Origin of the sequence: Streptomyces sp. NBC_00019 (genome assembly GCF_045041015.1) — a bacterium.
In the GTDB taxonomy this organism is placed as follows: domain Bacteria; phylum Actinomycetota; class Actinomycetes; order Streptomycetales; family Streptomycetaceae; genus Streptomyces.
Window position 1 is genome coordinate 6,184,344 of the sequence record NZ_CP108302.1, and the last position, 22,202, is coordinate 6,206,545.

Consider the following 22,202-nt stretch of genomic DNA (forward strand, 5'->3'; position numbering starts at 1 on the left):
CGGCGGCTGCGGAAAGTGCGGTCGCGGCGCCGGACCTGATCTGCCAGGCCGGATCGCCGCCAGGGCGGTTCGGCGTCGTCCGGTGATGTTGAGGGCTGCCACGGACAGGTGGTGGGTGGTCGGTGGGATGTGATCACTCGGATGGGTGATGGTGATCGATAGCGTGCACGGCCGGGGAACGTGCGGTCTAGGTTCGCGGCATGGCACGGTTTCGGATGTACCCGACGGGCGAACAGGAGCAGCGGATGCTGCTGCACTGCGCGCATGCCCGGTACGTGTGGAACCTGGCCGTCGAGCAGCACGCGCACTGGCAGCCGGGCCGGAAGGCGGCGCCAGCGTTAGCCGAGCAGTGTCGTCAGCTCACCGAGGCCCGGCGGGAGAACGAGTGGCTGGGTGCCGGGAATGCGGATGTGCAGCAGCAGGCGCTCAAGGACTTCGCGAAGGCCAAGAGCGCCCGGTTCACGTCCGGGTTCGGTGAGCCGACGTGGCGCCGGAAGCACGTGCATGAGGGTTTCCGGGTCATTGGTACAGATCGCGTCCCCGAGTACCGTCCGGATGGTACGCCGAAGCTGAACGCGAAGACCGGCAGGCAGGTCATGGGCCGATCGGTGGTCGTGGGCAAACTGAACCGGCGCTGGGCGCGGGTCAAGGTGCCCGGCTGCGGCTGGGTGCGCTTCGCGGCAGGACAGGGCGGTATCCCCCGCCCCCGGCGAACAGCCGGTGCCGGAGGGACGACACCGCCCACGCGGTCCAAGAGCGTCCGTGAACCCCAGCCTGCATGGGCTGGAATCCCCCCTTCTAAGAGGGGGAGGATGTCAAGAGACGCCGATGCCGACCGCGAGCCAGCCGCCCATCGTGAGCACCACCTCCTCACGCAGGCGGGCAGTGCACCGAGTGTCGGGTGGAGACCGAGACGGGAGAGGGCGGCAGCGAAGGTGATGAAGACGATGGCCTGTTCGAGCGTGCCCGTGGCCACGCCCAGGACCGCCGCGAAGAGGTAGGAAAATCATTGTTGCGCCACCTGCCGGAGTGTCAGGCGCGCGGCTGACCTGCGTGAACGGCTGTCGTTGAGCAAGATCTGCCAGGTTAGGCCAGTGCCGTCAGCCCCGGTCCGAAGGCGATCAGCAGGGGCAGCAGGGGGACCAGGGCCGCCACTGTCGCCGTCAGTGCCCGGTGTCTGCGCAGCAGGCGTGGCTGGGGCTCCAGCAGCCGGTCGACCCGCTCGCCCAGCAGGCGGTGGCTGGAGGAGCAGGACAGGACGCCTCGGTGCTGGTTCAGCTCGATCAGGGCCAGGGCGGTGGTCAGGTGGCCGCAGCGGCGGGAGGCCGTGTCGTCGGCGGCCAGTTCGACCAGGCGGTGGGTCTCGTCGCAGAAGTGGGCGAACAAGGGTACCCGGGGGAAGCCGGTGGCGAGGGCGGTCGAGAGGTGGAGCAGCCAGTCGTGGTGGGAGCGGGCGTGGTCGCGCTCATGGGTGAGGACGGCGTCCAGCTGGTGGTCGGTCAGGCGGTGCAGGGCACCGGTCGTCACCACGAGCTGGGGCGGGCTGCCCGGCATCCACCAGGCGTCGGGGTATTCGTCCTCCAGGACCAACAGGGGGCCGCGCGCGGCCTTCTCCAGGTCGCCGGGCAGTTCGGGGGCGCGTTCGCGCAGATGTGCCCTGGTCAGGCCGCGGTGGCGGCGCGCCTCCACGAGCTCGCGGGCCAGCATCGCGGTCGTCCAGGCTGCCCCGCAGGCCAGCAGGAGGGTCAGCAGGGCCGCCCAGACGGGGGCGGCGGACAGGCCGTAGGCCGCGGTCACCGCCGGTGGCGCGGGGGCGAAGACATGGTCGCGGACCGTGTGGAAGACGGCGGCGGCGCCGAGCACCAGGGCCGTCAGACAGCACATCAGGACGGTGGCGACCAGACACTGCCACACCCAGAGCCCCACCACGGGTTCCCGTTCGGGCCAGGCGGCCCGGGTCAGCGCACGGGGGGCCGGCACGGCGGCGGCCAGCGCGACGGCGCTCAGCAGGAGCAGGCAGAACGTCATCCCACGGGCTCCGGATCCGGTCGGTGGAAGAGGCGGCTACGGGTGGGCCGACGCGTTCGTCCGCTGTGTCGCCCGCCGCCAGTATGACGGCGGCGGGCGGTGCACGGCAGACCTCGGGACGACCCCTGGCCCGTACTTCAACTCACCGTCGACCACGTCACCGCGACACCACCTGTCCCACCACCTCACCCAGACCCACTCGCACACCGTCCGGCCCGGGTGCCCACGCCGACAGTGTCACCACGTCCCCGTCCTCCAGGAAGGTCCGTTTGCCGTCGGGGAGTTCGAGGGCGTCGCGGCCGTTCCAGGTCAGTTCCAGCAGGGATCCGCGTTCGTGCTCGGAGGGTCCGCTGACGGTTCCGGAGCCGTAGAGGTCGCCGGTCCGCAGCGAGGCGCCGTTCACCGTCATGTGGGCCAGTTGCTGGGCGGCGGTCCAGTACATGGTGGAGAAGGGGGGCTCGGAGACCAGGTGCCCGTTGATCGACACGGAGATACGGAGGTCGTAGCCGCCCGGGCCGTCCCCGGAGGCCGAGTCGTCGAGGTACGGCAGCAGTTCGTGCGTCCGCTCCGGTGGCGTCACCCGCGCCTCCTCCAGCGCGTCCAGCGGGGTGATCCACGCCGACACCGACGTGGCGAAGGACTTGCCGAGGAACGGGCCGAGGGGGACGTACTCCCAGGCCTGGATGTCGCGTGCGGACCAGTCGTTGAGGAGGCACAGCCCGAAGACGTGCTCCCGGAAGTCGCCCAGCGTCACCGGCGAGCCCATGGCCGAGGGCACGCCGACGACGAAGCCGACCTCCGCCTCGATGTCCAGGCGGACCGAGGGGCCGAAGACGGGTGCCGTGTCCGAGGGGGCTTTGCGCTGGCCGGACGGTCGTACGACATCCGTCCCGGACACCACGACCGTGCCCGAGCGGCCGTGGTAACCGATCGGCAGGTGTTTCCAGTTGGGGGTCAGGGAGTCCGCGGCGTCGGGGCGGAAGATGTGGCCGACGTTGCGGGCGTGGTTCTCGGAGGCGTAGAAGTCGACGTAGTCCGCGACCTCGAAGGGCAGGTGCAGGGTCACCGACGAGAGCGGGTGCAGGAACTCCTGGACGGCCGACTGGTGCGAGGGCACCGTCACCCATGCCGTCAGGGCCCGCCGTACGTCCGACCACGCGGTGCGGCCCGCCGCCAGCAGCGGGTTCAGGGACGGCCGGGCGAGCAGGGTGGCGTACGGCGAACCCAGTGCGTGGGCCGCCGCGCCGGCGTCGAGTACGTGGTCGCCGAGCCGGACGCCGACGGTTCGGTCGGCCGACTCTCCCACGGAAAAGACGCCGTACGGAAGGTTGTGCGGGCCGAAGGGGTCGCCCTCGGGGAGATCGAAGGGGGGCATGGGGTGCTGCCTCGCTCTCAATCGCTGCGTGTGCCATGTGGTCGCGCCACACGTTACGGCCGAGTCGCCTGTCTTGGGAGGGTCTAAAGAGTCCGCAATGTTCTGGTAAGGGGATGTTGGAGGCTTCAATTCCGGCTTAGCGTCCTTTGGGGACAACGGGCGGGGTGGGGCCGGTCCGTGGACGGGACACCTGGGGGACCCGTGGCCAGGAGCGCAGACAGACGTGTGCCTTTTGAGGCCGACCGTGAGGTGCCGGGCCTGATCGTGAAGTTCGGCGACTATCCGCTGCACCACGGCGGGGTCGGCGCGATCCGCAGTCTGGGCCGCCTCGGCGTCCCGATGTACGCGATCACGGAGGACCGTTGTACGCCCGCGGCCGCCTCCCGCTATCTGAGGAAGGCCTTCGTCTGGCCGACGACGGGGACGGAGGAGCCCGGACGGCTCGTCGAGGGGCTGCTGCGGATCGGTCGCGCCATCGGCCGCCCGACGGTCCTCGTCCCCACGGACGAGGAGGCCGCGGTGCTCATCGCCGAGCACCGCGACGAACTCGGGACCCGTTTCCTCGTCCCGCGCGTCGACCGCGGACTGCCGCGCCGCCTCGCCAGCAAGCAGGGCCTGCACGAGCTGTGCGTGGAACACGGCATCCCCAGCCCGACGGCGGCCTTCCCGCGGTCCTACGACGACATCGTCGCGTTCGCCGACAAGGCGCTCTTCCCGGTGGTGGCCAAGAACCGCGAGGCGTTCGTGCGGCGCACCCGGCCGGCCGTGAACGGCACGACCCGGATCGCCACCCGCCAGCGCCTGCTCACCCTCGCCCGCGACTGGGGCGAGCGGCCCGGGGTGATCCTCCAGGAGTATCTGCCCAGGGAGCAGGCGGAGGACTGGATCGTGCACGCCTACTTCGACGCGGACTCCACGCCGCTGGCCTTGTTCACCGGGGTCAAGGTCCGTTCCTGGCCGCCGCACGCGGGGATGACCGCGAACGCGTACGTCGTCGACAATCCGGAACTCGCGGACCTCGCCGCGCGTTTCATCAAGGAGATCGGCTTCACCGGCATCATCGACCTCGACCTGCGCTTCGACCGGCGCGACGGGCTGTACAAACTCCTCGACTTCAACCCGCGCATGGGTGCCCAGTTCCGGCTCTTCGAGAACGAGTCGGGGGTGGACGTCGTCCGCGCCCTGCATCTGGACCTGACCGGCCGCCGCGTCCCGGAGGGGGAGCAGCGGGCCGGCCACCGGTACATCGTGGAGAACATCGACCTGGCCGCCCTCCTCGCCTACCGCCGCAGCGGCTATACGACGCCGCACGCGCCGGACCGGGCGAGCGGGACCGAGCTGGCCTGGCTCGCGGGCGACGACCCGCTGCCGTTCCTCACGATGCTCGCGCGCTTCGTGCGGCCGGGCGCGAAGCATCTGTACCAGCTGTGGCGGACCAACCGCCACGGCGCCTCGAAGTAGCAGATGGCTCCACGAAGTGGAGACGTTCCTGGGGAGGGACTTCGTGATCCGACCGGTAGCAGTCATCGGTGCCGGGCCCTACGGCCTGTCCACCGCCGCCCATCTCAGGGCCCGCGGCATCCCCGTCCGGGTCTTCGGCGAGCCCATGGTCAGCTGGCGCGACCACATGCCCGCCGGCATGCTCCTCAAGTCGACCCCGGCGGCCTCCGACCTCGACGCGCCCCAGCGGGGCCACACCCTCGTCGACTACTGCGACGCGGCGGGCATACCGCGGCTGGTGACCGACGAGGACATCGTCCCGGTGGAGACCTTCATCGCGTACGGCGAGTGGTTCCAGCAGAAGCTGGTGCCCGAGCTGGAGCGGGTGCGGGTCGTGTCGGTGGACCGGGGTTCCCAGGGCTTCGAACTCAAGCTGGACTCGGGAGAGTCGTTCACCGCCCGCGCGGTCGTCGTGGCCACCGGACTCGCGGGACTGGCCCATCTGCCGCCCGAGCTGACCACGGGTGACGGACCCGCCCCCACGGGCCCGGTCTCCCACAGCTCCCAGCACCACGACCTGAGCCGTTACGCCGGCAAGGAGCTGATCGTCGTCGGCGCCGGCCAGTCCGCGCTGGAGACGGCGGCCCTCGCGGCGGAGGCGGGCGCCCGGGTCAGGGTCGTCTCCCGGGGCCGGGTCGCCTTCGGCGAGCCCCCGTGGCGCCAGCCCCGGCTCCGCCCGGAGTCGCCCTTCGGCCGTGCCTGGTCGCTGTGGGCGCTCACCTACTACCCCCACCCCTACCGCCACCTCCCGGCCCAGGCCCGCCACTACCTGGTCCGCCGTGTCCTCGGCCCGCTCGGCGCCTGGTGGCTGCGCGACCGCTTCCAGGGCCGGGTGAGGGTCAGCGAGGTCCGCCGCGTCCTGAGCGCGGACGCCGCCGACGGCCGTCCCACGCTGACGGTCCTCACCCACACCGGCGCCACGGAACGTCTGTCGGCCGACCACGTCATCGCCGCGACCGGCTACCGCGTCGACCTCGCCGCGATGGACTTCCTCGGCCATGAACTCCGTACGGCACTGGCGGTGAGCCGGGGCGCGCCGAAACTGGGCGTGGGATATGTGTCGTCGGTGCCGGGGCTCTACTTCACCGGACTTCCGGCGGCTTCGTCGTACGGGCCGGTGATGCGGTTCGTGTGCGGTACGGAGTTCGCCTCACCGAGGCTGGCGAGGCATCTGGCGGCGGCGCACGGTTAGGAGCCGGGCAGCTGGGCCTGCTGCCACGCCATGAACTCCTTGATCAGCCCGGGCGGGTTGGCGTACTCGGTCGCGTGGAGCTCCCAGCCGGGGCAGTCCATGTCGAACACGACCACGGGGATCGGACGGCCGAAGGTCTTCTCGATCACCCCGTCGGCGTGCAGATGGCGGGCGAGGTCGATGACGGCGTCGTAGAAGTGGAGCCGGAGGAGATCGGACTTGGCGTCGATCTCGCCCTCATCCTCCTCGTCCTCGGAGTCGAACCAGGCGCCGAGCTGCTTGACCTCCGCCTCGTACACCGGCCGGCCGGCCGGATCCTCGGGGACGTTTCCGAGCTTCTCGAAACCCTCCAGGATCCAGCAGGCGTAGTTCCAGCGGGCCTCGCCGGGGTCCTCCGGCCGTCGCTCCAGCCGGTACTGGCTCTCGGTGTTGTAGCCGATGTCCACGTACGGATGCCGGTAGTCGTAGTCGACGCGCCAGATGTTGAAGGCCAGGGTGTAGATCTCGGGCTTCAGCTGCTCGGGTATGCGCTCCAGCACGCCGACCGCGGCCGTTCGCAGATGGTTCAGAAAGGTCTCCGGGAGATCCGTCACCCCGCGAGCATCTCACCCACGCCGGTACGACCCCACCGTGTAGAACCCGCTCAGCGCCCTGCTGTTGTAGTCGAACAGGGCCTGGTTCTCCCAGGCGTTGCCGGAGCTCGGGTTGGCCGGGTCCCAGCCGTTGCCGGTGACCGCCGTCCAGAGGCCCTCCCAGTACACGTACCCCAGGCCCCTGTTGTCGGGTGCCGCGGCCACCGTGTCGGCGATCGCCCTGATCCACGCGTCCTGACCGGCGGGCGTGGCCGGGTAGCCGGAGGTGAGCTGGCTGCCGGAGTTGACGATGTTGCCGGTGGAGTCCTTGTTGGCGAGGGTCCAGGGGTAGGCGGTCTCGACGACGATCGCCGGGGTGGCGTAGCGGTTGGTGACGAAGGCGAGGTTGGCGGAGAGCGCGGAGAGCGTGCCGTGCCAGTACGGGTAGAAGGACAGGCCGATCACGTTCCAACTCACGCCCCGCGAGCGCATGTTGTCGAAGAACCACTGGTAGAGGCTCTGGGTACCGCCGTTGGCCAGGTGCAGGATCGTGCGGACGCCGGGGGTCGTCGCGCGGGCGGCGTTGGTGCCGGACTTGAGGAAGGTCGCCAGGTTGTCCAGATGCTCCCAGTTGCCGTCCGGCCAGAGCATGCCGCCGTTGAGTTCGTTGCCGATCTGGACCAGGTCGGCGGGGGTGCCCTGGGAGACCAGGGCGCCGAGGACGTCGGCGGTGTGGTTGTAGACGGCCGTGGAGAGCTGGGAGACGGAGTACGACGACCAGGCGGCGGGCTTGGTCTGGGTGCCGGGGTCGGCCCAGGTGTCCGAGTAGTGGAAGTCGATGATCAGCTTGATGCCCTGCGCGCTCAGACGCCTGGCCAGCGGCAGGATGCGGGCCTTGTTGTTGTAGCCGTCCGCCGGGTTCACCCACACCTTCAGGCGGGCGTGCGAGATACCGGCCGTGGCGAGCAGGGCGACCGGGTCGACTCTGGTGCCGGCGGAGTTGTAGTAGAGCCCGCCATAGGCCTCGGCCTTGGGCAGGGAGGAGATGTCGATACCGCGGACCGAGAGGGTGGTCGCGGCGGCGGCCGGGGTGGCGGCGGCGCCCAGGGCCACGGGGGTGGCCGCGGAGACGGCGGCGGCCTTGAGGATCGTACGACGACGCATGCGGGTGCTTTCTTCCAAGAGGATGGTCGGAGAGTCGAGCGACGTACGCGCGTGTGCTGAAGAGCCCGTCGGCGGCCCGGCGACCGCCGACGGAACACGAACAAAGGGGAGTTACGACCGGTAGCGGCCCAGCGTCCGCAGCCCCGGCAGCGCCTTGTCCTCGAAGTCGAACAGCGCCAGGTTCTCCCAGGCGTTGCCCGATCCCGGGTCCTGCGGGTTCCAGCCGCTGCCCGCGCGGTAGGTCCACACGCCTTCCCAGTAGCAGTAGCCGAGGCCCTGTCCGCCGGGGACGGCGGCGGCGAGGTCGGCGACCGCGCGCAGCCAGGCGGCCTGGCCCTCGGGGGTGGCGGGGAAGCCGGGGGTCAGCTGCGAGGGGCTGTTGAGGATGTCGTTGATGTCGTCCTCGCTGCCCAGCGTGAACGGGTAGGCGGTCTCGGCGATCACGACCGGCTTGCCGTAACGGGCGGTGAGATCCACGAAGTTGGCGGCGGCGGTCTCCAGGGTGCCGTGCCAGAACGGGTAGTACGACTGGGCGATGATGTCGAAGTCGAGGCCGTAGGACACCGCGGTGTCGAACCACCAGCGGGACGTGCCGTTGTCGCCGCCCGAGGCGATGTGCAGCATCGTGCGGATACGCGGCGAAGTGTCGCGGGCGGCGCTCAGACCGGACTTCAGCAGGGCGGCCAGATTCCCCCAACCCCCGCTGTCGCTGCCCCAGTTCTTGCCCTGGGGCCAGAGCATGCCGCCGTTGATCTCGTTGCCGACCTGGACGAGGTCGGCCGGGGTGCCCTGCCGCTTCAGGGCGCCGAGAACGTCGGCCGTGTGGTCGTAGACGGCCCGCGTCAGACCCGTGATGTCCAGGTCCGCCCACGCGGCCGGCTTCGTCTGGTGCGCCGGGTCGGCCCACGTGTCGGAGTAGTGGAAGTCGACCCAGATGCCGATGCCGGCCCGTCTCAGCCGGCGGGCGAGCGGGAGGACACGAGCCTTGTTGTTGTAGCCGTCGACCGGGTTCACCCAGACCTTCAGACGGGCGTGGGTGATCCCCGCGTGGGCGAGGAGGCGGATCGGGTCCTCGCGGCGGCCGTCGGCCGTGCGGTACACCGCGCCGTGGTCCTCGTTCTTGGGCAGCGAGGAGATGTCCATGGCCCGGATGTCCAGCCCACGGCGACCGCCCGTGGAGGCGGCCGCGGGTGCCGCCCCCAGCACGGGAACGGCCAGTGCGGCGGCTCCCGCAGCGGTGAGAACACTGCGTCTGCGCATGTTCGGTTCCTTTCAAAGTGATGAAGTCGAAGTGATCAAGAAATCAGCGCGGCTCGCGGAACACCTCGACCGCGCCCGCCGGCACTGCGGCCTGACCGCCGTCCGGCAGGACGACCTTCACCTCGCCGCCGGTGTGGTTGACGGCGAAGCGGTACGTCCCCGACGCGCCCTCGCGTAAGACGAGTTCGACGTCCCGGGGCAGAGCGGTGGGCGTGACGCCGGCGTCCGTGAGGGCCAGGTCGACGACCGCCGCCAGCCCGTCGCCGGTCAGCCGGGTCGCCAGGTACCAGGCCACACCGTCGCCGAGCGCGCGCCGGGTGAGCGCCGGCCGTCCCGTCGTACGACCGTCGGCGAAGACGGCGACCGTCTCGCAGCCCTCGCCGGGGACGACGTACTCGGACCACAGGTCGGCCTCGTACGCCTCCCCTCGCAGCGTTCGTACGGTGATCCGCTCGCCCGGCAGCAGGGGGTCGAACTCCTCGACGGTCAGCCCGAGTACGTCCCGCAGCGCGCCGGGATGCGCCCCGGGGTGCACCGCGTCGTGCTCGTCGGCGATGCCGGAGAAGAACGAGACGAGCAGGGTGCCGCCGCGCGAGACATACCGGTCGAGATCCGCGGCGATGCCCGTACGCACCGAGTACAGCTGAGGCACGACGAGCAGCGGATACCGCGCGGGATCGAGCCCGGCCACCCCCTCCGGCGGAAAGAAGTCCACCGTCAGGTGCCGGTCGTACAAGGCCTCGTAGAACGCGTCCAGCCGCTCCCGCGCGTCCAGGTCCGCGCTCGGCCGCCACTCCAGGTTCTGCGCCCACCAGGACTCCCACGACCAGACCATGGCCACGTCGGCGCGGGTGCGGGTGCCACGCAGGTCGGCCAACTCGCCGACCCGGGAGCCGAGTTCGACGACCTCCCGCCAGACCCGCGTCGCCGTCCCGCCGTGCGGGAGCATCGCCGAGTGGAACTTCTCGGCGCCCCATCGGGACTGCCGCCACTGGAAGAACATGGCGCCCTCGGAGCCGCGCGCCACATGGGAGAGGGAGTTGCGGGCCATCTGTCCGGGCGCCTTGGCCGGGTTGTGGGGCTGCCAGTTGACGGCCGAGGTGCAGTGTTCGAGGAGCAGCCACGGGTTGTCACCGGCCAGCGAGCGGGTCAGGTCGGCGGCGAGGGCGAGGTTGACGTGGGTGCGGCGGCCGTCGGTGATCAGATAGTGGTCGTTGGTGACGAGGTCGACCTCGCGGGCCCAGGCCCAGTAGTCGACCGAGGAGCACTGGCTCGGAGCGACCATGAAGTTGGTGGTGACCGGGACGCCGGGGGAGAGACGGTGCAGGATGTCCCGCTCGGCGGTGAAGTTGGCGCGTGCCTGGGCGTCGGCGAAGCGCCGGAAGTCCAGTTGCTGGGCGGGGTTGGTGACGGTGGGCGTGGCCCGGGGCACCCCGATCTCGTCCCAGTCGCCGTACTGCTGGCCCCAGAAGGCGGTGCCCCAGGCCTGGTTGAGGGCGCCGAGGGTGCCGTAGCGGTCCATCAGCCAGTGCCGGAAGGCCACCGCGCAGGTGTCGCAGAAACAGCTCATCACCGGGGCGCCGTACTCGTTGTGGACGTGCCACAGCGCGACCGCCGGATGACGCCCGTACCGCTCGCCCAGCCGCGAGGCGATCTCCTCCGCGGCCGCTCGATAGTGGGGGTTGGAGTGGCAGATCGCCCCACGTGACCCGAACGCCAGCCGCACCCCCTCCCGTGTCACCGGCAGCGCCTCGGGATGCGCGCGGTAGAACCACGCGGGCGGTACGACGGTCGGGGTGGCCAGGGCCACGCCGATCCCGGCCTCGTGCAGCATGCCGATGATCCGGTCCAGCCACGCGAAGTCGTACGCCCCGCGCCGGGGTTCCATCCGCGCCCAGGCGAAGACGCCGAGCGAGACCAGCGTGACACCGGCCTCCCGCATCAGCCGTACGTCCCTTCTCCGCCAACGACCCAGGACTGTTCGCCGGGTTGTCCCAGCAGGCCGGAGCCAAGTGGTGGACCGTCGACAGCGGCGGTCAGTGGACCGTGGGCATCGACGACGCCGCCACCCGGCAGGTCACCGAGTTCTGGGGCGGCCTGGTCCAGGAGGGCGTCATCGACAACCAGCCGATGTACACCCCGGCCTGGAACAACGCCCTCAACAAGGGCACCCACATCGGCTGGGTCTCCGCCGTGTGGGCACCCGGCGTGCTGGTCTCCTCCGCCCCCGACACCAAGGGCAAGTGGCGCATGGCCCCGCTGCCGCAGTGGAAGACGGGCGACGACGTCACCGGCAGCTGGGGCGGCTCCTCCACGGGCGTCTCCACCGACTCCGAACACGCCGAGGCCGCCGCCGAGTTCGCAGATCGCCACCCTCCAGGTCTTCACCGAGCCGATGGCCCTACGGCCCCTGACCAACGGACTGCCCACCGACTGGAGCCCGTTGATGGCCATCTACGACAGTGCCTTCCGCCAGTCCGACATCTACGGCGCCTCCGCCACCGCCGTCGTGCTGGCCCTGGCCACGTTCGTCGTCTCCTTCGCGCTGTTGCGCGTCGCCGACCGCTACACCAGGGAGGACCAGCGATGACAACTCCCGTGGCGCGCATCCGGCGCACCGCCTGGCTCCCCACCCTCGTCCTGCTCCTCGGCGCCCTGTACTGCCTGGTCCCCATCGCCTGGGTGGTCATCGCGGCGACCAAGAACCGGGCCGAGCTCTTCTCCACCTTCACCTTCGCCCCCGGCACTGGCTTCCTCGACAACATCAGCGAGCTCACCACGTACCGCGACGGCATCTACTGGCGCTGGATGCTCAACTCCGCCTTCTACGCGGGCCTCGGCGCCCTGCTCTCCGCCGCGGTCTCCGCCGCCGGCGGGTACGCGCTCGGCCGGTTCGCCTTCCGCGGCCGGGAGGCGATCTTCAAGATGATCCTGGCCGGCGTCCTGGTCCCGGGCATCGTCCTCGCCGTACCCCAGTACCTGCTGCTCTCCGAACTGGGCCTCGCCGACTCGTACTGGTCGATGCTGCTGCCGTCGATCCTCTCCCCGTACGGCGTCTATCTGGTCCGTATCTACGCGGCCGCGTCGGTGCCCGCCGAGCTGATGGAGGCGGCCCGCATGGACGGGGCGAGCGAGTGGCGGATCTTCTCCCGGGTCGCGGTGCCGATGATGATCCCGGGCCTGATCACGGTGTTCCTCTTCCAGTTCGTCGGCATCTGGAACAACTTCCTGCTGCCGTACGTCATGTTGGCCGACGACGAGAAGTTCCCGATCACCCTCGGCCTCTACACGCTCCTCGCCCAAGGTGCCTCACAGCCCGCCCTCTACACCCTGGTCATCACCGGCTGTCTGCTGGCGGTCCTCCCGCTGATCGCGCTCTTCCTGGTGATCCAGCGCTTCTGGTCGCTGGACCTGCTGAGCGGCTCGATCAAATCCTGACGGCCCACCCGAACGGGTGCCGCGAACCACCGGGTACGTCGTCAACCGCCATGCCCGCAGGCTGAGTACGGGATGCTCGGACGGAACTGGTGGTACGAGATTCCACTTGAGCGTCGAACCGGAGCCGACGTCAACGGATGTGAAGGGTGCAGCCGTCCGGTTCGCGTCGAGTCGATGGGGGTTTCCATCCGTATTCTCTGATCATGGCCGCACCCACCGCATATTCACTCGTCGCCACTGACCTGGACGGAACCCTGCTCCGGGGCGACGACACGCTCTCCGACCGTTCGCTCGCCGCGCTCGCGCGGGTGGCGGAGGCAGGGGCCCGGCATCTGGTGGTGACCGGCCGGCCGGCCCCGAGAGTGCGGCCGCTCCTCGACGACCTGGGCAGCACGGGGCTCGCGGTGTGCGGGCAGGGCGCGCAGGTGTACGACGCCGGCGCGGACCGTCTGCTGTGGTCGGTGACCCTGGACCGGGAGTTGGCCGAGACCGCGCTCGGCAAGATCGAGGCCGAGCTCGGTCAGGTCTACGCCGCCGTCGACCAGGACGGCGTCGACGGTCTCACGCTCATCGAACCGGGGTATCTGATGCCGCACCCCACCCTCCCGGCCGTACGGGTCGACCGCCGCGACGACCTGTGGTGCGAGCCCATCAGCAAGGTTCTCCTCCGCCACCCCGCCCTGTCCGACGACGAGTTGGCGGCGACGGCCCGCGGAGTCGTCGGTTCCCTCGCGACGGTGACGATGTCGGGCCCCGGCACCGTCGAACTCCAGCCATGCGGCATCACCAAGGCGACGGGCCTCGCCCTCGCCGCCGACCACCTCGGCCTCGGCCCCGAACAGACCATCGCCTTCGGCGACATGCCCAACGACATCCCCATGTTCGACTGGGCGGCCCACGGCGTAGCCATGGCCAACGCCCACCCCGAACTCAAGGCGATGGCCGACGAGATCACCCTCTCGAACGAGGACGACGGCATCGCGGTCGTCCTGGAGAGGCTGTTCCAGGGGAACCTGCTCGGGAACGGGGCCCGGCGGTGACTCGGCCTAGTACGCGCCCCACACGTTGTCGATCGACCCGTACCGCTGCGCCGCGTAGTTGCAGGCCGCGGTGATGTTGGCGACCGGGTCGTAGGGGTCCCACGAGGTGCCGGACACGTGGTACGCCTGGAAGGTGGGGTCGATGACCTGGAGCAGGCCCTTGGAGGGGGTGCCGGCGGCCGCGTTGGAGTCCCAGTTGTTGATGGCGTAGGGGTTGCCGGACGACTCGCGGAGGATGTTGCGGTAGATGCTGTCGTACGACCCGGGGATGCCGTTCTGGGCCATGACCTGGAGCGACGCCTGGATCCAGCCGTCGAGGGTGTTGGCGTAGCCCAGCGAGGTCGCCGTGGTCACGGTCGGGGTGGCCGCGGAGGCGCTGGTCGCGCCGATGACCGGGAGTGCGAGCACGGCGATGCCGGTACCGGCGACGGCGAGCTTGCGGGCGAGGCGGGACGTTCTGGTGCGACGGTGCTGAGCGGCAGCAGGCATGACAGTTCCTCTCCGGCGCCTGCGAGGTGAGCTGTCGGGTTCGGGCGGGAGATGCCCGGCCGGGCCGCCGTACGGCGACACGACTTCACCCCAAGCCGGTCCGTTATGTCCGGCGACTTACCTGGTTCCCCCGCTCCTGCCGTGAGTTCTCGTAGGTGAGCGGTCTCCGGGCGGCGGCAGGATTCGGCGTTCCGCCCGGCCGGGAACGTATGCGAGAGCACATGTCCGGAACAAGTACCGGATTCACACAACGGGCCCATTGACCTCGGTCTGAGGCGTATGGGGTGCTTGATCCTTTGCGGGTGCCAATCGCCAACTGGCGTTCGGGCAAGGTGGATCGGCGGACGGGATCACACAGCTCGCCCACAGGTGGAAGTGACTCAAGTCACTGAGATGAAATGCGGCCGCAAATCGGGCAATTAACCTCAACCGGCTGTTCTCGGAATCCTCTTCTCCCGCGTCCGGTGGAAAACCACCTCTCCGCCCTCCGCGCAGACCACCTCGTTGGCGGCCAGAAAGAATCCCACCCCGTCACAGCTGATCTCCGAGCGCGTACGGACCGTCGTGTCCCACGCGAGCTCCGGCCGGTGCAGCCGGATCGACCAGTCCGAGCGGGTGCGCGCCGACAGCGGGTCCGTTTCGTCGATCGTGTACGTCTCCAGCGCATCCTCGGTGAACTCCAGACCATCCGGGTACACGCGCGTGCCGCCGTACCGGGGGTCGACCTCCAGACGCCACTCACCCTTGGCGACATCGCGTACGACCAGTCGCTCGGGGCGCGGTTCGTCCAGCGTGGCGGGGAAGTTGACGCCGAGCGGCTCGGACTGCTCGGGCTCGTCGCCGGTTCCAGCGCGAACCCCGCCGCGGAGTCGGCCTGCGGCCAGATCCACGGCCAGTACGCGGAGGAGACGGCGAGCCGGATGCGGTGCCCGGGCGGGAAGGCGTGCCCGATGCCGTTCAGCGTTCTTTCGCCGGGTAAAGGCGGGTCTCACGCCCGGGTACCCCAGGTTTAAGGGCGGCGGACACTTCGACACAGTGGTCTTCCCGAAGGATGGGGACGGCTGCCGCTGGGACTCCACCCCACACGATGCCCGGACCCGCGTACGCCTCCAAGGCGTCGGCCACATCCGGGTGCACCAGCACAGGCCCGTGCAGGGACGCGTGAAGACGATCAGCATCAAGCGCGAGGGCAAGCGCTGGTACGTCATCCTGGCGTGCGCAGACGTCCCCGCCGAACTGCTGCCACCGACCGGTGCGGTCGTCGGCATCGATATGGGCACCGTGCACTTCTTCACCACCTCGGATGGCGGGCATGAGCCGAACCCGAAGTTCCTCGATGCTGCGGCCGAGGAGTTGGCCGAAGCCCAGCGGCACCTGGCGACGTTTCCAAGGCGGACCCGGCAGCGCACGAAAAAGCACCGCGCCGCTGCTCGGAAGGTCGCCAAGCTGCATGCCAAGATCCGGCGCCAGCGACTCGACTTCCACCACATGGCCGCCCGCGCGCTGATCCGTGACCACGACACGATCGCACACGAGCGACTGAACACAGCGGGCATGACCAGGGCGCCTGCACCCAAGCCTGACCCCGACAACGACGGCGCGTTCCTCCCGAACGGCGCTGCCGCCAAGGCCGGGCTCAACCGCAGTATCCTCGACGCGGGTTGGGGACAGTTCCTCGGAATCCTGGCGAACAAGGCTGAAAGCGCCGGTCGCCTGGTGATCCCGGTGGATGCTCGCAACACCTCCCGCACTTGCCCACTCTCCGCTGGAGGATGCGGGCACGTCGCGAGGGGGAACCGCGTCACCCAAGCGAAGTTCGAATGCCTCTCCTGCGGCTTCACCGAGAACGCCGACGTGGTGGGTGCTTCGAACGTCCTGCACAGGGCCGGTCTGGCCCTCTGTGACGCTGCTTAGTCAGCGACGCAGGAAGCCCGCACGGTTACCGCGTGGGCGGAGTCACGTAGTGCACGTCGTTGTCACACACACAGTCACACATGTTTGGGCTTGAGCAGGCCGGTGCCCGCGCTGATGAGTCCCAGGCCCACCCAGGTCATGGTCGAGGTCGGTACGGCCATGGAGTAGTGGCCGCAGGCGATCAGGATGCCGCCCCACAGGACCGCGCGGTACGAGCCGAGCATCCGGTCGGCGAGCCAGCCGCCGGCGACCGAGACGAGGTACACGAGGGTGCCGTAGGCCGCGGAGACGGACGCGGCGGTTCCGGCCGACATGCCCATGCCCTCGTTGGCCACGGTGTCGGCGAAGTAGAGGACGAGGATGGCCTGCATGCCCAGGAACGAGAAGCGCTCCCAGACCTCCAGACCGGAGAGGGTGAGCAGGCCTTCGGGCTGGCCGAAGAAGGCGGTGTCGTCCTCGGGCGGGGGGTGGCTGCCGGGATCTACGTCAACGGTTGTTCGAGACACGCTCTACTACTTCCGTGCAAGTCGGAAGATATCCGTTCTTTTCAGGTGATCAAAAACATACCGGTCGTGATCCGATACCGCCCGTGCTGCACGGGTGGGCGGCAGTGGTGATCGAAACGTGACCGGATACGCTGACTTGAGTGATGGCAGCGACCTATCGACAAACCGTGTAATCGCCAGTAGACACCAGCAGACAGGAGACCCCTCGTGACCGTCGTCGGGCCGTTCGGGCTGAGCGTGCGGGACCAGGCTCTGGAAGCCGATGTCCAGGCCGGATTGGCGGCCGTCGAGGAGGGTTTGCTCGAAGCCACCAAGAGCGAGGTCCCCTTCATCACGGAGGCCGCGCAGCACCTCGTACGGGCGGGCGGGAAGCGCTTCCGTCCGCTGCTCGTGATGCTCACTGCCCAGTTCGGCGACCCCTACGCCCCCGGAGTCGTGCCGTCGGCCGTGGTGGTGGAGCTGACCCACCTGGCGACGCTGTACCACGACGACGTGATGGACGAGGCGTCCGTGCGGCGCGGGGTCGACAGCGCGAACACCCGGTGGGGAAACTCGGTCGCGGTCCTCACCGGCGACTTCCTCTTCGCCCGCGCCTCCCACATCCTGGCCGACCTCGGTCCGGAGGCGGTCCGGGTGCAGGCCGAGGCGTTCGAGCGGTTGGTCACGGGCCAGATCCTGGAGACCGCGGGGCCGCAGGACGGCCGCGATCCGGTCGAGCACTACCTGGACGTGCTCGGCGGCAAGACCGGCTCGCTGGTCGCGGTGTCCTGCCGGTTCGGCGCGATGATGTCGGGCGCCGACGAGACGGTGGTCGACGTGCTGACGCAGTACGGCGAGCGGCTGGGCGTCGCCTTCCAGCTCGCGGACGACGTCCTGGACATCGCCTCGGACTCCCGCGAGTCCGGGAAGACGCCGGGGACGGATCTGCGCGAGGGCATCCCGACCATGCCGGTGCTGCGACTGCGGGAGCGGGCGGCGCGGCTGGGCCTCGCGGACGACATCGCGCTGTGCGAGCTGCTGGACTCCGACCTGACCGACGACGCGCGGCACGCCGAGGCGTTGGTCGCGCTGCGGGCGCATCCCGCGCTGGAGCAGGCGCGGCGGGACACCGTGCGGTTCGCGGAGGAGGCCCGGGCCGCGCTCGCTCCGCTGCCGGAGGGCGATGTGAAGGCCGCGCTCATGGAGATGTGCGACGCGGTGGTGCACCGGGCGGGCTGACAGACCCCGGGTCGCAATGTGACGTACGTCACCAATCTGGACTGAGTCCAATCTAAGATCGACTTCGTATTCATGCCCAGAAGCTGACGCAGGGGGCGTCAGCTGCAATACGGGGAGACAAAAGAATCATGGGCATGAACGCGACGTTCTCCAAGCGCCGTAAGAGCCTCGTCGTCACCGCCGTCGCAGTGGCCGCCGCCGGTGGTGTCGCCGCCTCGGTGATTCCCGCCTTCGCCGCCGGAGGTGACCGCGCCGACCACGCGGGCCACTCGGGCGCCGAGAGCATCGTCAGTCGAAGCGGCGCCCTCGGCGACAGCGGCGGCACGATCCTCGCCGCGAGCCTCCGGGGTGCCAACGAGGTGCCCGTCCAGGGCGGCCCCGCCGTGAACGACAAGGACGGCGCCGCACTGGAGTTCATCAAGGTCAAGGGCGACAAGGTGTCCGTAGCCGTGACCTGGCGCGGCACCGGAAAGCCCACCCTGCTCCACATCCACCAGGGCGCCAAGGGCACCAACGGCGGCGTCAGGGTCGACTTCACCAAGCTGCTCGACAAGGCCAAGGGACACAGCGTCACCGGCACCGTGAAGGTGAAGGACGGCGCGCTGCTCGACGCCCTGAAGACCGACCCCGGTTCCTTCTATGCCAACCTGCACACCGCCGAGTTCCCCGGCGGAGCCGTCCGCGGCCAGCTCCACCAGGTCACCGTCGCGGGCTTCGGCTTCCGGGACGCGCTGCACAACTTCCAGGCGTCCGTCGTCAAGGGCCAGCAGATCTACGAGTGCAAGCCGGCCGAGGGCGGCGGGTACGCCTTCGCCCAGCGGGACGTCAGCGCCGTGCTCGCCGGCCACATCGCGCACTCCTTCGTCGAGCCCAACTCCGGTACCCCGCAATGGATCGCGCGGGACGGCAGCGCGGTCACCGGCTCGGTCATCTCCCGCACGCCGAACGGCGCCGGGAACATCCCCGAGCTCGATCTGAAGGCCACCCAGTCGGGCAAGCACCACGGCCTGCTCGCCGACACCACCGAGATCCTGCGCCTGAACACCGTCGGCGGCGTCGCCCCGACCGGCTCCTGCACACCCGGTGCGATCGTCGGGGTGCCGTACCAGGCGGACTACGTGTTCCTGCGCGGCTGATCCACCGACGTACACGAGCGGCGTCTTTCCTCGCGACCCCTACGGGTCGGGGGAGGCGCCGCCTCCGTGTGTCATACCGCAGGTGTACGTGGAGTTGAGCCCGAGGGTTGACGTATCGCCCTGACGGATTTGGTCAGATGGGGACCACGGGAAAACACCACTCCTCACCGATTCGGGTGAGAATGGCGGCTACGGGGTGGACGAGTGGAGCAGTTGGAAGCCGCCGCCGATCACGGAGGTAGGGCACACATGGCACCGTACGGATCCGACGACAGCACGACGGCGGACGAGACCGACGACCTGCGCGCCGGACGGCGCAGGGCCGCGCGGTACGTCGTCCCGGTCGCGGTCGTGGGAGTGGCCGCGGCGACCATCGGGCTGGTCCCGGCGCTCGCCGATTCCGGCGACCCCGACCTGCCGAAGATCAGCGCACAGCAACTCATCGAGAAGATCGCCGCGTCGGACGTGGAGCAGCTGTCCGGCACCGTGAAGATCACCACGGATCTGGGGCTGCCGGACTTCGGCGGGCTGGAGAACAGCCTGACCGGCGGCGGCGGCGGTTCGGGATCGGGCTCGGGCGACGGTTCGTCCGCCGATCCGACGTCCAAGCTCACCGCACTCGCCACCGGCACCCACACCCTGCGGGTCGCGGCCGACGGCGAGGACAAGCAGAAGCTCTCGCTCCTGGAGAACGCCGCCGAGTACAGCCTCATCCACAACGGCAAGGACGTGTGGGGCTACGACAGCGGGTCCAACGAGGTCTTCCACGCCACCGCCGACGACAGCGACGGCAAGAGCAAGCGGGAAGAGGTCCCGGCCACGCCCAAGGACCTCACCGAGGACGCCCTCAAGGCGGTCGACGACACGACCTCCGTGACCGTCGAGGGCACCGCGCACGTCGCGGGCCGCGACGCCTACCGGCTCGTCATCAAGCCCAAGGACTCCGGGTCCACCGTCGGCCAGGTCACCGTGGCCGTGGACGCGAAGACCGGGCTGCCGCTGAAGTTCACGCTGACCCCGGCGAGCGGCGGCGCGGCGGTCGTCGACGCCGGCTTCACCCAGATCAGCTACGCCAAGCCGGCCGCGTCCACCTTCGACTTCACGCCTCCCAAGGGCGCGAAGGTCACCGAGGAGGACGCCGCCGAGGCACCCGAGCGCCACTCCGGCGGCTCCGGCCACTTCGGCGGCTCCGCCGACGACGAGGGCTTCGCCAAGGGCGGCCCCGACGGGCTCAACGTCATCGGCGAGGGCTGGACCTCCATCGCCACCTTCGACACCGGCGGCCAGGGCATCCCGTCCGGCTCCGAGGCCGGCGGCGCCTTCGGCGGCTTCCTCGACTCGCTCGGCGACAAGGCGAGCGGCAAGTTCGGCGAGGGCACGGTGTTCAAGACCCGGCTGATCAACGCCCTGATCACCGACGACGGCAAGGTCTACGTCGGTGCGGTGACCAAGGACGCGCTGGTGAAGGCGGCCAACGAGGCCAAGTAACCACCACACGCGCACGACGGATCGAGGGAGCCGATGGACCAGCCGCCCGCCACGGAGCCGCAACCGGAGGGCGACGGCGACAGCGCGGACGTGGGTGACACCGTCATCCACACCCGCGCGCTCACCAAGCGCTACCGCGGCGGGCAGCTCGCCGTCGACGGTCTCGACCTGACCGTCCCGGCAGGCAGCGTCTTCGGCTTCCTCGGCCCGAACGGCTCGGGCAAGACCACCACCATCCGCATGCTGATGGGCCTCATCGAACCGACCTCCGGCTCGGCACGGGTGCTGGACCGCCCCATGCCGCGCTCCTCGCGCGCCGTACTGCCGCACGTGGGCGCGCTCATCGAGGGCCCGGCCCTCTACGGCTTCCTCTCCGGCCGCGACAACCTCATCCGCTACGACGCCGCCGACCCGACCGCCGACCCCCGCACCCGGCGCGCACGCGTCGCGACGGCACTGGACCGGGTGGGTCTGGCGGCCGCGGCCGGCAAGAAGGCCAAGGCGTACTCGCTGGGCATGAAACAGCGCCTGGGCCTCGCGGCGGCCCTCCTCCAACCCCGCAAGCTCCTCGTCCTCGACGAGCCGACCAACGGCCTCGACCCGCAGGGGATGCGTGAGATCCGCTCCCTGGTCCGGGAGTTGGCCTCCGACGGCACGACCGTCTTTCTGTCCTCGCATCTGCTGGACGAGATCGAGCAGGTCTGCACCCACGCGGCCGTGATGGCCCAGGGCCGCCTGATCACACAGGGCCCGGTGGCCGACCTGGCGGCGGGGGCGCGGGGAAGGCTGGTGGTGACGACTCCGGACACGGGGGACGCGGCGCGGGTGCTGAAGGAACAGGGCGTCGCGGATGTGGTGGTGGCCGAGGACCGGGTGACCGCAGATCCCCCGGACGGCGAACTGGCCGACATCAACGCCGCGTTGGTGGGAGCGGGCGTGCGCGTACGGGCCTTCGGAGTGGAACGGGCCTCGCTGGAGGACGCCTTCGTGGCGCTGACGGGAGAGGGCTTCGATGTCGCGGGCTGAGGTCCTGGTCAAGCCGAGTCCGTTGTGGACCTTCGGGTTGTTCCGCAGTGAGCTGATCACCACCTTCCGCCGCTGGCGCACCCTCGCCCTCCTCGGTGTCCTCGCGGCCGTACCGATCCTCGTCGGCATCGCCGTGAAGATCGAGACGGGTGACGGCGGCGGCCCCCGAGGAGGCGGTGGCGGCGGCCCCGCCTTCGTCTCGCAGATCACCAACAACGGCCTGTTCCTGGTCTTCGCCGCACTCGCCGCCACCCTCCCCTTCTTCCTCCCCATGGCCATCGGCGTCATCGCGGGCGACGCGATAGCCGGTGAGTCGAACGCCGGCACCCTGCGTTACCTCCTGGTCGCCCCGGCCGGCCGCACCCGCCTCCTCCTCACCAAGTACGCGACGGTGATGACCTTCTGCCTCGTGGCCACCCTGGTGGTCGCGACCTCGGCGCTCACGGTCGGCGCCCTGCTCTTCCCACTGGGGGATCTGACCACCATCTCCGGCACTCAGATCAGCTTCGGCGAAGGCCTCGGCCGGGCCTTCCTGATCGCCCTGGTCGTCGCCGCGTCACTGACCGGCGTGGCGGCCCTCGGCCTGTTCGTGTCGACGCTGACCGGCAGCGGCATCGCCGCGATGGCGACGACCGTGGGCCTGCTCATCACGGTCCAGATCCTCGACCAGATCCCCCAACTGCACGCGCTCCAGCCGTACTTCTTCTCCCACTACTGGCTGTCCTTCGCCGACCTCATGCGCGAACCCGTCTACTGGGACGACCTGGTGAAGAACCTCGGCCTCCAGGCCCTGTACGCGGCGGTGTTCGGCTCGGCGGCATGGGCGAGGTTCACGGCGAAGGACATCACGGCCTGA

General features: G+C 69.9%; 17 protein-coding genes, 6 pseudogenes and 1 riboswitch. Of the genes and pseudogenes, 14 read left to right on the forward strand and 9 right to left on the reverse strand.

What is annotated here, in order from left to right; translation table 11 throughout:
* Positions 1-215: 215 nt before the first annotated feature.
* Positions 216-296 (forward strand): annotated as a pseudogene (locus tag OHU89_RS29250) (helix-turn-helix domain-containing protein); the annotation flags it as partial.
* Positions 297-901: 605 nt separating this feature from the next.
* On the forward strand, positions 902-1,048 hold the full coding sequence (locus OHU89_RS29255; protein ID WP_405655114.1) for a hypothetical protein: 147 nt from the start codon (positions 902-904) through the stop codon (positions 1,046-1,048).
* Positions 1,049-1,086: 38 nt separating this feature from the next.
* Here OHU89_RS29255 and OHU89_RS29260 read toward each other — a convergent pair whose 3' ends face one another.
* The gene (locus OHU89_RS29260) at positions 1,087-2,028 is read right to left on the reverse strand and encodes a M56 family metallopeptidase (protein ID WP_405647200.1); all 942 of its coding nucleotides are present in this window, start codon (positions 2,026-2,028) and stop codon (positions 1,087-1,089) included.
* Between the two features lie 157 nt (positions 2,029-2,185).
* Positions 2,186-3,403, reverse strand: coding sequence for a fumarylacetoacetase (gene fahA / locus OHU89_RS29265; protein ID WP_405647202.1), 1,218 nt, complete (start codon positions 3,401-3,403; stop codon positions 2,186-2,188).
* A gap of 225 nt (positions 3,404-3,628) precedes the next feature.
* Between fahA and OHU89_RS29270 the strand changes: the two genes are divergently transcribed.
* Positions 3,629-4,864, forward strand: a complete 1,236-nt coding sequence (locus OHU89_RS29270) for an ATP-grasp domain-containing protein (protein ID WP_405647205.1) — start codon at positions 3,629-3,631, stop codon at positions 4,862-4,864.
* Between the two features lie 43 nt (positions 4,865-4,907).
* A complete protein-coding gene (locus OHU89_RS29275; protein ID WP_405647207.1) occupies positions 4,908-6,095 on the forward strand; it encodes an FAD-dependent oxidoreductase in 1,188 nt (395 codons plus the stop codon).
* Here OHU89_RS29275 and OHU89_RS29280 read toward each other — a convergent pair.
* The 4 genes from OHU89_RS29280 to OHU89_RS29295 all read right to left on the reverse strand — a co-directional run bounded on the left by OHU89_RS29280 (position 6,092) and on the right by OHU89_RS29295 (position 11,066).
* On the reverse strand, positions 6,092-6,688 hold the full coding sequence (locus tag OHU89_RS29280; RefSeq protein ID WP_405647209.1) for a hypothetical protein: 597 nt from the start codon (positions 6,686-6,688) through the stop codon (positions 6,092-6,094). The two genes, OHU89_RS29275 and OHU89_RS29280, sit on opposite strands and share 4 nt — an antisense overlap.
* A 12-nt stretch (positions 6,689-6,700) precedes the next feature.
* A complete protein-coding gene (locus OHU89_RS29285; protein ID WP_405647211.1) occupies positions 6,701-7,831 on the reverse strand; it encodes an arabinogalactan endo-beta-1,4-galactanase in 1,131 nt (376 codons plus the stop codon).
* 111 nt (positions 7,832-7,942) lie between these two features.
* Positions 7,943-9,091 (reverse strand): arabinogalactan endo-beta-1,4-galactanase, encoded by a 1,149-nt coding sequence (locus tag OHU89_RS29290; RefSeq protein ID WP_405647213.1) that lies wholly within the window; start codon positions 9,089-9,091, stop codon positions 7,943-7,945.
* Positions 9,092-9,134: 43 nt separating this feature from the next.
* Positions 9,135-11,066, reverse strand: a complete 1,932-nt coding sequence (locus OHU89_RS29295; protein ID WP_405654694.1) for a beta-galactosidase — start codon at positions 11,064-11,066, stop codon at positions 9,135-9,137.
* Positions 11,067-11,080: 14 nt separating this feature from the next.
* On the opposite strand from OHU89_RS29295, the pseudogene OHU89_RS29300 reads away from it, so the two are divergent.
* From OHU89_RS29300 to OHU89_RS29315, 4 genes and pseudogenes are all read left to right on the forward strand, one after another.
* A pseudogene (locus OHU89_RS29300) lies at positions 11,081-11,398 on the forward strand (sugar ABC transporter substrate-binding protein); the annotation flags it as partial.
* A 52-nt stretch (positions 11,399-11,450) separates the two neighbouring features.
* Positions 11,451-11,681 (forward strand): annotated as a pseudogene (locus OHU89_RS29305) (sugar ABC transporter permease); the annotation flags it as partial.
* On the forward strand, positions 11,678-12,529 hold the full coding sequence (locus OHU89_RS29310; protein WP_405654696.1) for a carbohydrate ABC transporter permease: 852 nt from the start codon (positions 11,678-11,680) through the stop codon (positions 12,527-12,529). The pseudogene OHU89_RS29305 and the gene OHU89_RS29310, both read left to right, overlap by 4 nt.
* Positions 12,530-12,732: 203 nt before the next feature.
* On the forward strand, positions 12,733-13,569 hold the full coding sequence (locus OHU89_RS29315; protein WP_405647215.1) for an HAD family hydrolase: 837 nt from the start codon (positions 12,733-12,735) through the stop codon (positions 13,567-13,569).
* Between the two features lie 6 nt (positions 13,570-13,575).
* Here the strand turns inward: OHU89_RS29315 and OHU89_RS29320 are convergent, their stop codons facing one another.
* Both OHU89_RS29320 and OHU89_RS29325 read right to left on the reverse strand, forming a co-directional pair.
* The gene (locus OHU89_RS29320; RefSeq protein ID WP_266889039.1) at positions 13,576-14,058 is read right to left on the reverse strand and encodes a transglycosylase SLT domain-containing protein; all 483 of its coding nucleotides are present in this window, start codon (positions 14,056-14,058) and stop codon (positions 13,576-13,578) included.
* Position 14,059: 1 nt separating this feature from the next.
* A riboswitch (cyclic di-AMP (ydaO/yuaA leader) is annotated at positions 14,060-14,220 on the reverse strand.
* 263 nt (positions 14,221-14,483) lie between these two features.
* Positions 14,484-15,019, reverse strand: a pseudogene (locus tag OHU89_RS29325) (CocE/NonD family hydrolase C-terminal non-catalytic domain-containing protein); the annotation flags it as partial.
* Between OHU89_RS29325 and OHU89_RS29330 the strand changes: the two are divergent.
* Positions 15,016-15,972 (forward strand): annotated as a pseudogene (locus OHU89_RS29330) (RNA-guided endonuclease InsQ/TnpB family protein); the annotation flags it as partial. The pseudogenes OHU89_RS29325 and OHU89_RS29330 overlap by 4 nt on opposite strands.
* Before the next feature lie 86 nt (positions 15,973-16,058).
* Here the strand turns inward: OHU89_RS29330 and OHU89_RS29335 are convergent.
* Positions 16,059-16,652 (reverse strand): annotated as a pseudogene (locus tag OHU89_RS29335) (hypothetical protein); the annotation flags it as partial.
* 33 nt (positions 16,653-16,685) lie between these two features.
* Here OHU89_RS29335 and OHU89_RS29340 point away from each other — a divergent pair.
* The 5 genes from OHU89_RS29340 to OHU89_RS29360 all read left to right on the forward strand — a co-directional run bounded on the left by OHU89_RS29340 (position 16,686) and on the right by OHU89_RS29360 (position 22,202).
* Complete coding sequence (locus OHU89_RS29340; protein ID WP_405647218.1) at positions 16,686-17,696, forward strand: polyprenyl synthetase family protein; 1,011 nt, start codon at positions 16,686-16,688, stop codon at positions 17,694-17,696.
* 134 nt (positions 17,697-17,830) lie between these two features.
* On the forward strand, positions 17,831-18,832 hold the full coding sequence (locus OHU89_RS29345; RefSeq protein WP_405647220.1) for a CHRD domain-containing protein: 1,002 nt from the start codon (positions 17,831-17,833) through the stop codon (positions 18,830-18,832).
* Between the two features lie 249 nt (positions 18,833-19,081).
* Positions 19,082-20,320, forward strand: coding sequence for a LolA family protein (locus OHU89_RS29350; RefSeq protein WP_405647221.1), 1,239 nt, complete (start codon positions 19,082-19,084; stop codon positions 20,318-20,320).
* 33 nt (positions 20,321-20,353) lie between these two features.
* On the forward strand, positions 20,354-21,346 hold the full coding sequence (locus OHU89_RS29355; RefSeq protein ID WP_266889033.1) for an ABC transporter ATP-binding protein: 993 nt from the start codon (positions 20,354-20,356) through the stop codon (positions 21,344-21,346).
* Positions 21,333-22,202 carry an ABC transporter permease gene (locus OHU89_RS29360; RefSeq protein WP_405647224.1) on the forward strand — a complete coding sequence of 290 codons (870 nt, stop codon included), beginning with the start codon at positions 21,333-21,335 and terminating at the stop codon, positions 22,200-22,202. Before OHU89_RS29355 ends, OHU89_RS29360 begins: the two co-directional genes overlap by 14 nt.